The following is a 15,570-nucleotide window of genomic DNA, read 5'->3' as shown; positions in this document are numbered from 1 at the left end:
AACGTAGCGGCAGTGTCGACAAAGTGCAGTGCAACGTAACGACGGCGCTTGAACCTGAAAAGCAGGGGCTATTATTTTCTACATGAAAGCGCAGTCCAACAAAGCGGAAGTGTACACCAATGTGTAGGTAACTAAACCACAGCGCTTGAACCTGAAAAGCAGGGCTATTATTTTCTACATGAAAGCGCAGTCCAACAAAGCGGCAGTGTACACCAATGTGTAGGCAACTAAACCACAGCGCTTGAACCTGAAAAAATCTCCCTCTTTTTTTAAGCATAAAGAAAACAGGCCGTGTACTCACTGCCTGTTCTTTATGCTTGTAACGCTTTGTTGACTTCATCACGTACTTCAAAAATATCAAAAGGCTTCGTAAAGTAACGAATCGCTCCTAGATTTAAAGCTTCTTGTACAACATCTAGCTCGCCATACGCTGTCATCATAAATACAGGAAGCTTTGGGAACTTTTCTTTTAAACGTCTTAAAATTTCGATACCATCCATTCCGGGTATCTTCATATCTAGTAATACGCAATCCATGTCTTGTTCATCTGCATACTTTAATGCCTCTAAGCCATTGGCTGCTAAATATGTAACATATCCTTCCTTTTTCAGCACTTCATTTAAAAGCAAACGAATTCCCTGCTGATCATCGACAATTAGTAATCGTTTCACATTTCATTCCGCCCTTTTTATATTTTATTCTTACACAAAAATATTCTTTATTATGTATAATTCTACTTTTTCAGCTTAATACCTTCTAGTATTATAAATTATCTGCTTTTGCTTTCTACCTTTTTCACCCCTATAATATGGGTAGAGGTGGGATCATGTCAAAAATTCTAACAACACAAGTAAGTGGATTATTACAAAGAATTACACAAAATGAAGAGGATGCTATCGAGGAGACTGCAAGGCTATTGGCACAAGCTGCAATTGGCGAAGGTAATGTCTATTTCGCTTGCTTTGGAGAAATGCAGACAGTGGAATTAAATGCTCTGCAAGCAGTGGAACCATTTAGTAAGTTAGCGCCTTGGACTTCTGATACAAACTTAACAGAAGCTGATCGAGTTTGCATTTTTACTCGTAGTGCACACGATGAAGAAGCACTAGCTTTAGCTCAGAAATTAAATACACAATTTATTCCCTTCGCTGCTGTTGCAAGTGAACCAGCCAGTGCAGAAAACCCTCTTATGGACTTAGCCTATACGTATGTTTCTACTCGTATAAAGGGTGGTTTATTGCCAAATGATTTAGGTCAACGGATAGTTGTACCACATGCACTTGCAGGGCTTTTTGTTTATGAGGCTGTCAAAATGGCCTATGATGATATGCTTGGTTTTGATGAGGAAGAATTGTAATAATTCAATTAAAAAGAGTTGTCTCATATTCCGAGACAACTCTTTTTTGTTTATTTAAATGTTGCGCCGATAAAGTCACGGAACAGAGGTTGTGGACGATTTGGTCGTGACACTAACTCTGGGTGGAATTGACATGCTACAAAGAAATTATTCTCTGGTAGCTCAATAATTTCAACTAGCTTACCATCAGGGCTTGTACCTGAGAAGACAAGACCAGCTGCTTCCATTGCTTCACGATATTCATTGTTAAATTCATAACGATGACGATGACGCTCATAAACAAGCTCTTTGCCATATGCTTCACTTGCCTTAGATCCGTCTTTTAATTTACATGGGTATAATCCTAAACGTAATGTTCCGCCAATGTCTACACTATCATTTTGATCTGGTAAGAAGTCGATAATTGGGTACTCTGTGTTTGCATCAAGCTCTGTAGAATGAGCACCTTTTAGGCCTAGTACATTACGTGCATATTCAATTGTTGCAAGCTGCATACCTAAGCAGATACCTAAGAATGGTACATTATTTTCACGCGCAAATTGCGTTGCTAAAATTTTCCCTTCTACACCACGATCACCGAAGCCACCTGGTACTAAAATCGCATCAGCATCTTTTAATAGTGCAGCTACATTATCAGCATTGACATGTTCTGCATTAATCCAGTCAATTTCAATATCAGAATTATAAACATAGCCTGCATGCTTCAATGCTTCTACCACTGAAATATAAGCATCCTGTAGTTCTACATATTTCCCGACTAACGCTACTTTTCTTTTGTTTGGTAAGTTTTTCACTTTGTCTACCAGCTCACGCCATTCTTCCATATCAGCTTCTGGAGCTGTAATACCAAAATGGTCAAGAACGATATCATCAATATCTTGGGCATGTAGGTTTAATGGTACTTCATATAAATGCTCCGCATCACGTGATTCAATAATTTCATGTGGTTGAACATCACAGAATAAAGCTAATTTCTCTTTCATATCTTGTGGAACCTCTTGTTCAGTACGCACAACGATAATATTTGGTTGAATACCTAAAGAACGTAACTCTTTTACGGAATGCTGAGTTGGCTTTGTTTTTAGTTCACCAGCTGCTTTAATATAAGGAATCAATGTACAGTGGATATACATTACATTGTTATGACCTAAATTAGTTTTCATTTGACGGATAGCTTCAAGGAAAGGTAAGGATTCAATATCGCCTACTGTTCCACCTACTTCTGTAATAACAACGTCTGCATTTGTCTCGCGACCAGCACGTTGGATACGATCTTTAATTTCATTTGTAATGTGAGGAATAACTTGTACAGTACCACCGTTGTAATCACCACGACGTTCCTTCTGTAATACAGATTGATACACACGACCTGAAGTTACTGTAGAATGCTTTCCTAGGTTAATATCAATAAAACGTTCATAATGTCCTAAATCTAAGTCAGCCTCAGCACCATCATCTGTTACAAAAACCTCACCATGTTGATAAGGACTCATTGTACCTGGATCGATATTAATATATGGGTCAAATTTTTGAATCGTAACTTCTAAACCGCGGTTTTTTAATAAACGGCCTAGAGATGCTGCAACAATCCCTTTTCCAAGTGATGATACAACCCCACCTGTTACAAAAATATACTTCGTCATGAAAAAATTCCTCCTTTAGAATTGCTAGATAAGTTGTTTTGTTAGGGATTAGAACATCTGACAGTCAAACACCCTAAAAAAAGAAAAGCCGAGAATGTCTACAAATTTGTAGTCGATTCGAAGCTGTCATCGTTTCTATCTCTTTTCCACTTTCCTTTAAACCTTAAAACTTTAACATTTATTCAGTCACCGTTTACTATACATCATGAATACTTTAAAACATTTATATTCATATCCGCGCAAAAAGTATGGGAGAGCTAGTCTGAATAAAGTTAAAAACAAAAAAACGCTCCTCCTGCAAGGTCTGCAGGGGGAGCGTATTATATACACGGTCTTTCTCCTTTTTTTTAAGGAGCCCAAGTAAAAGATTAAACGTAACCGTGATAGAAGTCAAGAATTTTTACATCAAGCATAAAAGTAAGAAAATTCTAAGAGTGAGGTTTTAGATTTCTTCCTCTTCTTCTTCGAACTCCTCTTCTTCTTCATCAATAAACTCTTCATCGATTTCTTCAATATCTTCTAAATCTTCGTCTTCATCAAAATCAATATCTTCTTTATCTTCATCTTCTTCGTCTATCTCTTCTTCATCCACGAATTCTTCATAGTCCTCGTCGAAGTCGATATCTTCTTCATCCAAATCGATATCTTCTTCTAGATCATCATCTTCATCCGCAGAAGCTTTAGATTTTTTCTTTTGAGTTTTAACAGACGGTGCTGTTTCTTCCTCAATCTGCTCTACTTTAAACCATTCACGTAAGCCCCAGCCTGTTTCTTGGTTATATAAGAAGCGGCCATCTACATTAAGATCTGTGTAAAATTGTAGTAGGCGGGATTTAATTTCTTCATCACTGTAGCCTACAAGCTCTTGAATTATTTTTAACAAATCATTAAAAGTTACTGAGGCACGTTTTTCATTTAAAATTACATACGCTAAGTTAATTAACGACTCTTCTGTTAATTGTTCCTTTGTCATTTCACGAAAATTCAATTCGTGCACTTCCTTTCCCTCATCACAATGGACGTTTTAAAATTACATGGTGCTTTATTTTCCAAGCGCAGCAAAATGGCCACGCAAAAGGTACTTTCCATACAATAAGCATAATACCCATTATATACAAAGTTTTAGCCCCTTTGCTAGCTTCAATTACTGTTTTTTATATTACGCATTTTTTTAATGCCAAGATAAAACAAATAGACAGATAATAGTAGTAAAGGAATAGCGCCAATTTGCTTATTATACAGGAAAATGGCTCCCAATACTAAAGCTAATACAATTATGTAGTGAATAGCTGATTTCATCCTCTACCGCGCCTCCCCTTTTTTTTACATTTCTATTATAGCGAAAAAAAAAAGAAGTGCCTAATCCTAAGACTAGACACTAAAAAACTAGAGAAGCTTATACATTAAAAAAGTATTTGTAAACGTGTAAAATTGTTTATCTCTGTCTACATATTACGACGATATTGTCCACCAACTTCATATAAAGCTTTCGTAATTTGTCCCAAGCTAGCTACTTTGACAGTTTCCATTAATTCCGCAAAGATATTTCCATTATGAACAGCTACGTCTTGTAATCGTTTAATGGCCGCCTCGCTTTTAGCTTCATTGGCCTTCCAGAAAGCTTGTAAATTGTGAATTTGTGTTTCCTTCTCTTCCGTCGATGCACGAGCAATTTCCATATTATCAATATCAGCATCAGAAGCTGGGTTTGGGTTCAAGTAAGTATTAACCCCGATAATCGGTAACTCCCCTGAATGTTTTAACATTTCATAATGCATGGACTCCTCTTGGATTTTCCCTCGCTGATATTGCGTCTCCATGGCTCCTAACACGCCACCACGATCATTGATGCGATCAAATTCTTCGAGGACAGCCTCCTCTACAAGATCTGTCAGCTCTTCCACAATAAATGCACCTTGAAGTGGATTTTCGTTTTTCGCTAAACCATGCTCTTTCGTAATAATCATTTGAATAGCCATTGCACGACGTACAGATTCCTCAGTAGGTGTTGTAATCGCCTCATCATAGGCATTTGTATGCAGGGAGTTACAGTTATCCTGTAAGGCCATCAAAGCCTGTAATGTTGTACGAATATCATTAAAATCAATCTCCTGCGCATGTAGACTACGACCTGAAGTTTGAATGTGATATTTTAGCTTTTGGGCACGCTCATTTGCACCATATTTATCACGCATCACAATCGCCCAAATTCGACGAGCTACACGTCCGATAACTGTATATTCCGGATCAAGTCCATTGGAGAAGAAGAACGATAAGTTAGGCGCGAAGTCATTAATATTCATGCCTCGGCTTAAATAATATTCTACATACGTGAAACCATTCGCTAAAGTAAAGGCTAATTGAGAAATAGGATTTGCTCCCGCCTCCGCAATATGATAACCAGAAATCGAAACGGAGTAGTAGTTGCGAACCTTATGGTCAATAAAGTATTGCTGAATATCCCCCATCATACGTAAGGCAAATTCTGTAGAAAAAATACATGTATTTTGACCTTGATCTTCTTTCAGGATGTCTGCTTGCACTGTTCCACGAACGACCTGTAGTGTTTTTTCACGTGTCTCTGTAAATTCTTCAACTGTCAAAGTACGCCCTAACTCTTGCTCACGTAATTTTATTTGCTGATCAATCGCTGTATTCATGAACATAGCCAAAATGATAGGTGCTGGACCATTGATTGTCATAGATACAGATGTAGATGGTGCACATAAATCAAAGCCTGCATACAGTTTTTTCATATCCTCTAACGTACAGATTGATACACCCGATTCTCCAACTTTACCATAAATATCTGGTCGATAATCCGGGTCCTCCCCGTACAATGTTACGGAATCAAATGCTGTAGATAAACGTTTCGCGTCATCGTCCTTCGATAAATAGTGGAAGCGTTTATTTGTACGCTCTGGTGTCCCTTCACCAGCAAATTGGCGCTTCGGATCTTCTCCCTCGCGTTTGAATTGGAAAACACCGGCCGTATAGGGAAATTCACCAGGCACATTTTCTTTATAAACCCAGCGCAAAATTTCACCGTAGTCTTCAAATTTTGGTAATACAACCTTTGGAATTTTCGTACCTGAAAGACTTGTTGTCTTCAATATTGTGCGAATCTCTTTATCACGAACTTTCGTCACAAATTCATCCCCAGCATACGCATCCTTTAAAGCTTGCCAATTGTCTAATATACGCTTGGATTCAGCCGTTAATTCGTCTCGGACACCTTCTGCTAAAGAATTAAGCGATGTGATAAGTGCATCATCCGGTGCTTTTTCCTTAACAGCAGCGATAGCCCCCTCTAATTGGAATAGACGACGAGCAAATGCTACCTGCTGCTCTGTTTTTTTATGATAGCCACGCACTGTATCAGTAAGCTCTCGTAAATAATAACGACGATCATTTGGAATAATTACATCTTGCTTTTGTGTTTTAGCAAATTGCTCATAGCTCGTTTCCCAATCGCTACCCACTTTTTGGTTAATGATTTGCACTAGCGCGGCAAATAATGCATTTGTTCCTTTATCATTAAATTGGCTAGCAATTGTACCGTAAACTGGCATATTATCAAGTGATTCATCCCAAAGTTCTCGCGAACGCTGATATTGTTTTTGTACTTGGCGTAGTGCGTCCTCTGAACCTTTACGCTCGAATTTATTAATAGCAATAACATCTGCAAAATCAATCATATCAATCTTCTCAAGCTGTGTTGGTGCACCGAACTCACTAGTCATCACATACATCGATAAATCGGTATATTTTGTAATCTCGGCATCACCCTGACCAATACCACTTGTTTCAACGATAATTAAATCATAACCTGCTACACGTACTACATCTATTACGTCCCCAATGGATGCGGTTAATTCCGTACGAGAGCCTCGTGTGGCTAAGCTACGCATATAGACACGGTTATTAAAGATGGCATTCATACGAATACGATCTCCAAGTAATGCCCCACCCGTTTTTTGCTTTGTTGGATCGACGGACAAAATTGCCACACGTTTTTCCGGGAATTCTTTTAAGAAGCGGCGGATTAGTTCATCCGTTAATGAAGATTTACCTGCTCCCCCTGTTCCGGTGATTCCCATAACAGGTGTTCCTTTTGAACGCTTCCGTGCTTCCTCCAGCATTTTTTTCGTGTCTTCATCGTCATTTGACTCGGCAGCTGTAATTAAATTAGCTAAAATTTCTGGAGTCTCTGTTGTTAAAGACTCTAATTTTTCTAAATAGCTACCAGTTGCAGTAGGAAAATCTGTTCCTTTAATTTGCTCATTAATCATTCCTTGAAGCCCTAAAACACGGCCATCCTCTGGCGAGAAAATTCCTGCAATGCCGTAAGAATGAAGCTCTTTTATTTCACGCGGTAGAATTACTCCACCCCCACCGCCATATATTTTTATATGTGGTGCCCCTTTTTCACGCAGTAAATCATACATATATTTAAAGTATTCCATATGCCCGCCTTGATAAGAAGAAATAGCAATACCTTGCGCATCCTCTTGTATCGCAGCATTTACGACTTCTTCAACTGATCGGTTATGACCTAAATGGATTACTTCTACACCGCTCGATTGCAAAATGCGTCGCATAATATTGACCGAAGCATCATGTCCATCAAAAAGACTCGATGCTGTCACAAAACGTACGTGATTTTTTGGACGATATACTTCTACCTTTGTCATATGAAATCCCCACTCTCTCCCCTTAATGAATAAAAAAAGCCGGCAATTGCAATGTCGCTTTATGCAATTACCGACAACCCCCTAACGAAATATTAAAACCCCTTTATGCCTGAAATGAACAATGTGATTTGCATGTCGATAAACTCATCAATTGAATGTTGGCGATGTAATGCCCATTTGCGGAATGCCCAACTTTGTCCAGACACCACTAAATTATTGGCTGCTAAATGAATCTGCTTGTCTGTCATTGATATGTCACCAGACTGTACACAGCGCTTTAGCAATCTTTCAAAAGTAGCAACCATTTCAAACTCTTTACTAAAGACATAACGTTGCGCTTCTTTTGATAATGATTTTGTTTCTTGATACATGATTGTGAGCTCATCAACCATGCTATCGATTTGAAGGAAGTATTCTCGGATCATTTCCTTCAGCTCTTCGATTGTTCCTGCTTTAATCTCGTAACTTGAAAGTCGTTCCATTGCATGATGATAGATACTATCACATACAAGGTAAAGAACATCCTCTTTTGTTCGAATGTACTCATATAAGGTACCGATACTAAAGCCTGCAGCTTTTGCGATTTCTCTCGTTGTGGCCCGATGGAAGCCTTTTTCTTTGAATAACTTAATAGCTCCCTGAATCATTTGCTCACGACGAATGGCGATTAAATTTTCATCTTTTACAGTTGACTGTACTTGGGGCCTTTTATCTTTTTCGGTCATCAATTATTTAGTTAACATACGCGAGATAACTAGTCGTTGAATCTCTTGCGTACCTTCATAAATTTGTGTGATTTTTGCATCACGCATAAAGCGTTCTACTGGATAATCTTTTGTATAACCATAACCACCAAATACTTGAACCGCCTCCGTTGTTACACTCATCGCCGTATCGCCAGCCATTAATTTCGCCATTGCAGATGCCTTACCATATGGTAGGTTATTAGATTCTAACCAAGCCGCTTGGTATGTAAGAAGTCGAGATGCCTCAATTTGAGTTGCCATATCCGCTAGCTTAAAGGACACACCTTGATTTGCCGTGATTGGTTTACCAAATTGGACACGTTCTTTTGCATAGTCAACTGCTGCATCAAGTGCTCCTTGTGCAATTCCTACAGCTTGAGCCGCAATTCCATTACGTCCACCATCCAGTGTCGTCATCGCAATCTTAAAGCCTTCCCCTTCAGCTCCTAGTAAATTTTCTTTCGGCACACGACAGTTGTCGAAAATAATTTCTGTCGTAGGAGATGAACGAATCCCTAATTTCTTCTCCTTCTTACCTACCGAAAAGCCTTCAAAACCAGCTTCAACAATAAATGCTGATGTACCGTTTTTGGCTTCAGGATCTGTTACTGCAAATACAATATATGTATCTGCTACTCCACCATTGGTAATGAAGATTTTTGAGCCGTTTAAAATATAATCATCGCCATCACGCTTTGCGTAAGTTTTCATACCACCCGCATCAGAACCTGATCCTGGTTCTGTTAAACCGTAGGCACCAATATGCTTTCCTTCAGCCATTGGACGAAGATACTTTTGTTTCTGTTCTTCTGTACCGAACTTATAAAGCGGCCAGCCTGCCAGTGATGTATGGGCAGATAATGTTACGCCTGTTGATGCACACACGCGCGATAATTCTTCAACAGCAATGACATACGCAAGGTAATCAAATCCAGCTCCGCCATATTCCTCTGGCCATGGAATACCTGTTAATCCAAGCTCCGCCATTTTATCGAAAATGGCGCGGTCAAATTGTTCATTTTCATCACGTTCTGCTGCTGTTGGAGCCACTTCATTAATAGCGAAATCTCGAATCATTTCACGTAATTGCTCATGCTCTTCTGTTAACTGAAAGTTCATTGTCCATTTCCCCTTTTTATTAGACTCTGCTCTGAATAATGTTAAATTAGATTTAGCATTTTATTAAGCGGTTCTCTTTCTATATCGAACGATTCCCATCCTCTTTGGCACATTTGATTCATTTGTATTAGCTACAATTACCTTATACCAGGCTCTATTTCAGTAAATGTTTACTAATGACTAGTCTTTGAATTTCACTTGTTCCTTCATATATTTCAGTTACCTTGGCATCGCGGAAATATCGCTCTACTGGGTAATCTTCTGTATAACCATAGCCACCGAATACTTGAACAGCCTCTATCGCCGTTTGGACAGCTGTTCGTGATGCAAATAGTTTCGCCATTGAAGCTTCTGCACCACACGGTAAACCTTTTGCACGTAAATCTGCAGCACGGTAGACTAGTAGTTTGGATGATTCAACAGCTGTTGCCATGTCGGCAAGTTTAAAGCTAACGCCTTGTTGAGCAACAATTGGTTTACCAAATTGAACACGTTCTTTAGCATAAGCAGAAGCTGCCTCAAGTGCCGCTTCAGCTATCCCTAAAGCCTGTGCCGCAATACCAATGCGGCCCACATCTAAATTAGCCATCGCTATTTTGAAGCCTTCTCCCTCTTCCCCTAAGAGGTTGTCGGCAGGGATTCGGCAATTATCAAAGGTTAGTTGAACTGTACGAGAGCCATGCAAGCCCATTTTATGTTCGTCTTTTCCAATAATTAAGCCTGGTGTTCCCTTTTCCACAATAAAAGCAGAAATGCCTCTTGTTTTTTCTGTAGGATTCGTTGATGCGAATACAATATACACATCAGCCTCCCCACCATTAGTAATAAATACTTTGGAGCCATTAATGACATATTCATCACCATCACGTACTGCTTTTGATTGAAGAGAGCCTGCATCCGAACCAGCACCTGGTTCTGTTAAACAAAAAGCACCTAAATATTCCCCTGCTGCAAGTTTAGGTACATAGCGTTTCTTTTGCTCCTCATTCCCAAAGTAAATGATTGGATTTGTTCCAACTGAGGTATGCACCGATAAAATAACGCCCATTACAGCGCTTACCTTTGATAATTCATGAATCGCAATAATATACGACGTAAAATCCATGCCAGAGCCTCCAAGCTCTTCTGGCGTTGTGATACCCATTAAACCAAGCTCACCCATTTGCTGAAGTAACTCACGTGGAAACTCCCCAGCTTCCATTCGCTCTACCCATGGTTGAATTTTTTCTTGAGCAAAATTACGAACCATATCGCGCATCATAATTTGCTCATCTGTAAATTGCAAATGCATCTATTATGTCACCCCTCTAAGTTGTCCTGTAGCAATTCGATAACCCCATCCCCATAGGATTATTCGTAAATATAAAAGCCTCTTCCAGATTTCTTTCCTAGCCAACCAGCTGCTACATATTTACGAAGCAGTGGACAAGGTCGATATTTACTATCTCCTAGGCCCTCATGTAAAATCTCCATAATGGAGAGACAAGTATCTAAACCAATGAAATCCGCCAATGTTAGCGGTCCCATTGGATGGTTCATTCCAAGCTTCATGACATCGTCAATAGCTTCTTTCGATGCTACCCCTTCGTATAAAGCATAAATAGCTTCATTAATCATCGGAAGTAAAATTCGGTTTGAAATGAATCCTGGAAAGTCATTCACTTCAACTGGCGTCTTCGATAACTTGACTGTCATCTCTTCCACCGCTTTGTATACTTCATCGGTTGTGGCTAAACCACGGATAATTTCTACAAGCTTCATGACAGGTACAGGATTCATAAAGTGCATGCCAATAACTTGCTCTGGTCGATTTGTTACAGCGGCAATTTCTGTAATAGGTAGTGAAGAAGTATTGGTAGCTAATATAGCATGTGCCTGCGCAATACGATCGAGTTGTTTAAAAATAGATTGCTTCACTTCCATATTTTCTACAGCTGCCTCAATGACAATATCTACATCACTAGCATCCTGTAAATCTAGTGACATCGTAATGCGACCCAGAATTGCCGTCTTTTCATCCTCTGTTTTACGACCCTTTTCAACATCACGTGATAGGTTTTTAACAATAACGCCTAGTCCACGCTCGTAAAACTCTTGTTTAATATCGTTCAATTTCACGTCAAAGCCTGCTTGTGCACAAACCTGTGCAATGCCAGAGCCCATTTGCCCTGCACCAATGACCATTACTTTTTGAATTCCCATCAGTTCAGTCCCCCTGTTTTCGGTACTTCAATCATGATTGCATCGCCTTGTCCACCACCTGAACAAATAGCCGCAATGCCGATACCACCGCCCCGACGCTTCAATTCCTGTGCAAGCGTTAAAATGATACGTGCTCCAGAAGCCCCGATTGGATGTCCTAAAGCAACGGCGCCACCATTAACATTCACCTTTTCTGCATCTAGATCCGCTAACTGCTTACTCACTAAAGCTACTGCTGCAAAGGCTTCATTGATTTCAAACAAATCAATATCCGCTAATGACTTATTCGTCTTTTTCAATAGCTTATTAATGACCAGACCTGGTGTTTGAGGGAAATTTTCTGGCTCAATCGCTAGCTCTTCATGACCTATAATTATTGCCAATGGTTCTCTACCTTCGCGTATGGCACGTTCCTCGTTCATCATGACGAGTGCACATGCTCCGTCATTTACACCAGGTGCATTACCTGCAGTAATGGTACCATCCTTATCAAAGGCTGGTTTAAGCTTTGCCAGTATTTCTAAAGAAGTACCTGGTCTTGGTGCCTCATCTTTAATCACAACAAGTGGCTCACCTTTTCGTTGAGGAATTTCAACAGGAACGATCTCTTCTGCAAAATATCCTTTGTCCATCGCTGCTAGTGCACGTTCATGGCTTCGAACTGACCAAGCGTCCTGTTCCTCACGACTTAGAGAGAATTCTTTTGCTGTCGAGTTACCATAGCTGCCCATATGTGGTCTTGCTGGGTCGAAAGCACATGTTAGCCCATCATAAAGCATCCCATCGACCATCGTTGAATCACCCATTCGTAAGCCCGTTCGACCATTTAACAGATAATACGGTGCATTAGACATGGACTCCATTCCACCAGCTACAATCACTTCTTCGTCCCCTAAGCGAATCAGTTGATCTGCTAATGTCACTGCACGCATCCCAGACGCACAGACTTTATTAATAGTTTCTGTTTTTACCCCTATTGGTAAATTTGCTTTTATTGCCGCTTGTCGAGAAGGAATTTGCCCCTGTCCCCCTTGTAAAACCGAGCCTAAAATTACCTCATCGACTTCATCAAGTCTCACATTGGATTTCTCTAATGCACCCTTAATTGCAGTGGCTCCTAAATCACTTGCATGTACTGCTGATAAAGAACCACCAAATTTACCAAATGCCGTTCTTGCTCCTGCTAATATTACTGCTCTATTCAAGTAAAACACCCCTTTTGTTTTACGTTCTCGATGAAGTAGTGAAGCATTTTATTGACTGAACGCTCGCTCGACTTCTATCGATGAAAAATGGGAGTTTTTATTTCAACTCCCATTTCCATTTAATCTTATTCTACAAAACAATTTTTTATTGTGCAATTTATATTTTTCAGATAACTAAAATATTTCTACAATAGCAATCATTTTTCTGCGCTTATTTCAGTATTTTCATTTTGATTTGTATTTTCAACTGTCATCACAACTTCTTCCATTGTGTCTTCTACTTCCTCAGTAGTGTTGTCGGCAGTCTTTACTTTTTCCCCAAACACTGAACGCTCCAATAACTCTGCTACGTCGAATGTGCCAATCGAGTCTTCCACTTCTTTAGCCTTTGTACCATCCTCCAGCATTGTTAAGCAGTAAGGACAGCCAGATGAAATAACTGATGCATTGGTTGCTAAAGCCTGTTCTGTACGGGCTACGTTAATACGATTGCCGACATGCTCCTCCATCCACATAAGACCTCCACCTGCACCACAGCACATCGCTGTTTCTCGATTACGTTCCATTTCGACTAACTTCACTCCAGGAATGCCACGCAAAATTTCTCGTGGTGCATCATAGACATCATTGTAACGACCTAAATAACATGAATCATGGAAAACAATTGTTTCATGCACCTCGTGATTTAATGCTAGACGATTCTCTTCAATCAGCTGATTTAATAATTCAGTATGATGATATACTTCGCCTTTCCAACCAAAATCTTGGTATTCATTTTTAAAGATATTGTATGCATGAGGGTCGATTGTAACAATTTTTTTCACGTCATTTTTAACAAACTCATCGATATTGGCGGTAGCTAACTCTTGGAATAGGAATTCATTTCCTAAACGACGAGGCGTATCACCAGAGTTCTTCTCTTTATTTCCTAAAATTGCGAACTTCACACCAGCTTCGTTTAATAGACGACAGAATGCTAATGCAATTTTTTGAGAGCGGTTATCAAATGCTCCCATTGACCCAACCCATAATAGGTATTCCATTTCCTCGCCAGACTTTTTCAATTCTTTTACTGTAGGGATATGGATAGTTGGATCTAGATCACGCCAATTTTCTTTTTCTTTACGGTTTAGTCCCCAAGGATTTCCCTGTCTCTCGATATTCGTCATCGCACGTTGCGCATCAGGATTTACTTTTCCCTCTGTCATTGTTAAATAACGACGTAAATCAATAATTTTATCGACATGCTCGTTCATTACTGGACACTGATCTTCACAGTTACGACAAGTCGTACAAGCCCAAATCTCTTCCTCTGTAATCACATCACCAATTAAAGCTGGGCTGTAGATATCTTCAATCACTGCACCTTCAGCACCAGCTGCCATCGCAAGCTGATTTCCCTTTGTATTGGCAAAGAATTGATAAGGCACCCAAGGCTTTTGCTTAGTTACAACAGCACCTGTAAATGTTAAATGATCTCGTAATTTCACGATTAAATCCATAGGAGACAGCATTTTTCCTGTCCCTGTTGCTGGACACATGTTTGTACAACGTCCACATTCTACACAAGAATACAAATCTAGCATTTGTTTTTGTGTGAAGTCCTGTATGCGTCCCACCCCAATAGAAGGCATATCCTCTTCACTTTCAGCATTTTCTAATGCTTCGAAATCAATGGGTGCTAAAGTTCCTGTTCGATCTAAACGATTCATATAAACATTTAGCGGACTTACAATTAAATGGAAATGCTTAGACTGTGGTACATACACAAGGAATGTTAAAAGAATTAATAAATGTGCCCACCACATGACATAAAATACACCAGCGGCTACTGACGCAGGTAGGAAACCAAAAATAGCAGCAATACTAGAAGCGACTGGCTCCGTATAAGTTAATCCCTCTCCATGCCAAATTAGTCCCATACCATTCGCAATTAACGTCGATACCATTAAGCCACCAATGAAAATTAATACAAGACCGTTTTTCCAGCCACGTTTTAAACGTACTAGCTTTTCAACATAGCGGCGGTAAAATGCCCAGACAACCGCTACCAAAATCATTAAAACCACAAGTTCTTGGAAGAATGTAAAGACTCCATAGAAAATACCTAGTGGTAAATGTGAGCCTGGTGCTAATCCTTTCCAAATTAAATCAATTGCCCCTAGCTGTACCATTAAAAATCCATAGAAGAACATAACATGGATTAAACCACTCTTTGGATCTTTTAATAGCTTATTTTGGCCAAATACGTTGACCATAATATAGCGAAGACGCTCTTTTACACTTTCATCAAACTCAACCTTTTTCCCCAACTGCACATACTTATAGCGTGTTTTCAAAAGATAGAAGAACAATCCTACTGCATAAAGTACAACCACGACTGTTAAGACAATGTTAGCAATTAATAATGGACTCATGGTTGATCCCCCCTTGTTTGTCGTAATTTTTCTCTCTTTGTGATAAATTTGCTAGCTCATACGAAAATGTTCATCATTTCGATATTATATTCCTATTCTAATAAATGAGTGAGCATTCAGTCAACATAAAACGGAAATATTTCTGATAATTTTATATTCTTACATTTTACAAGAAAAAAAGCCACCC

12 protein-coding genes are annotated in these 15,570 nt (G+C 39.4%); 1 reads left to right on the top strand and 11 read right to left on the bottom strand.

Annotation, left to right across the window (positions count from 1 at the left end; all coding sequences use genetic code 11):
• Positions 1-311: 311 nt before the first annotated feature.
• On the bottom strand, positions 312-671 hold the full coding sequence (locus A2J09_RS21280; RefSeq protein ID WP_012292736.1) for a response regulator: 360 nt from the start codon (positions 669-671) through the stop codon (positions 312-314).
• Between the two features lie 155 nt (positions 672-826).
• Between A2J09_RS21280 and A2J09_RS21275 the strand changes: the two genes are divergently transcribed.
• Positions 827-1,357 (top strand): DUF2529 family protein, encoded by a 531-nt coding sequence (locus tag A2J09_RS21275; RefSeq protein WP_031418486.1) that lies wholly within the window; start codon positions 827-829, stop codon positions 1,355-1,357.
• A gap of 50 nt (positions 1,358-1,407) precedes the next feature.
• On the opposite strand, the gene A2J09_RS21270 is transcribed toward A2J09_RS21275, so the two are convergent.
• The 10 genes from A2J09_RS21270 to A2J09_RS21230 form a co-directional block, all read right to left on the bottom strand.
• Complete coding sequence (locus tag A2J09_RS21270; RefSeq protein ID WP_012292734.1) at positions 1,408-3,000, bottom strand: CTP synthase; 1,593 nt, start codon at positions 2,998-3,000, stop codon at positions 1,408-1,410.
• Positions 3,001-3,442: 442 nt separating this feature from the next.
• Positions 3,443-3,988 (bottom strand): DNA-directed RNA polymerase subunit delta, encoded by a 546-nt coding sequence (gene rpoE, locus A2J09_RS21265; protein ID WP_031418485.1) that lies wholly within the window; start codon positions 3,986-3,988, stop codon positions 3,443-3,445.
• A 152-nt stretch (positions 3,989-4,140) separates the two neighbouring features.
• Complete coding sequence (locus A2J09_RS24010; RefSeq protein ID WP_012292732.1) at positions 4,141-4,299, bottom strand: hypothetical protein; 159 nt, start codon at positions 4,297-4,299, stop codon at positions 4,141-4,143.
• Between the two features lie 146 nt (positions 4,300-4,445).
• Positions 4,446-7,694, bottom strand: coding sequence for a fused isobutyryl-CoA mutase/GTPase IcmF (icmF, locus tag A2J09_RS21260; RefSeq protein WP_012292731.1), 3,249 nt, complete (start codon positions 7,692-7,694; stop codon positions 4,446-4,448).
• A 92-nt stretch (positions 7,695-7,786) separates the two neighbouring features.
• Positions 7,787-8,419, bottom strand: a complete 633-nt coding sequence (locus A2J09_RS21255; protein WP_012292730.1) for a TetR/AcrR family transcriptional regulator — start codon at positions 8,417-8,419, stop codon at positions 7,787-7,789.
• A 3-nt stretch (positions 8,420-8,422) separates the two neighbouring features.
• Entirely contained in the window at positions 8,423-9,559 is a 1,137-nt protein-coding gene (locus A2J09_RS21250) for an acyl-CoA dehydrogenase (protein WP_012292729.1), read from the bottom strand.
• A gap of 154 nt (positions 9,560-9,713) precedes the next feature.
• Positions 9,714-10,850: an acyl-CoA dehydrogenase gene (locus tag A2J09_RS21245; protein WP_012292728.1), complete on the bottom strand. Its 1,137-nt coding sequence runs from the start codon at positions 10,848-10,850 to the stop codon at positions 9,714-9,716.
• A 59-nt stretch (positions 10,851-10,909) separates the two neighbouring features.
• Complete coding sequence (locus A2J09_RS21240; RefSeq protein WP_012292727.1) at positions 10,910-11,761, bottom strand: 3-hydroxybutyryl-CoA dehydrogenase; 852 nt, start codon at positions 11,759-11,761, stop codon at positions 10,910-10,912.
• Positions 11,761-12,966, bottom strand: a complete 1,206-nt coding sequence (locus A2J09_RS21235) for an acetyl-CoA C-acetyltransferase (protein ID WP_031418481.1) — start codon at positions 12,964-12,966, stop codon at positions 11,761-11,763. The genes A2J09_RS21240 and A2J09_RS21235 overlap by 1 nt, the downstream gene beginning before the upstream one ends.
• 197 nt (positions 12,967-13,163) lie before the next feature.
• Positions 13,164-15,383, bottom strand: a complete 2,220-nt coding sequence (locus A2J09_RS21230) for a heterodisulfide reductase-related iron-sulfur binding cluster (RefSeq protein ID WP_031418479.1) — start codon at positions 15,381-15,383, stop codon at positions 13,164-13,166.
• Positions 15,384-15,570: the final 187 nt, after the last annotated feature.

Source organism: Lysinibacillus sphaericus (genome assembly GCF_001629735.1).
Taxonomy (GTDB): domain Bacteria; phylum Bacillota; class Bacilli; order Bacillales_A; family Planococcaceae; genus Lysinibacillus; species Lysinibacillus pinottii.
The sequence above is the reverse complement of the archived record's forward strand: the minus strand, read 5'-3'. Positions and strand labels throughout refer to the sequence as shown.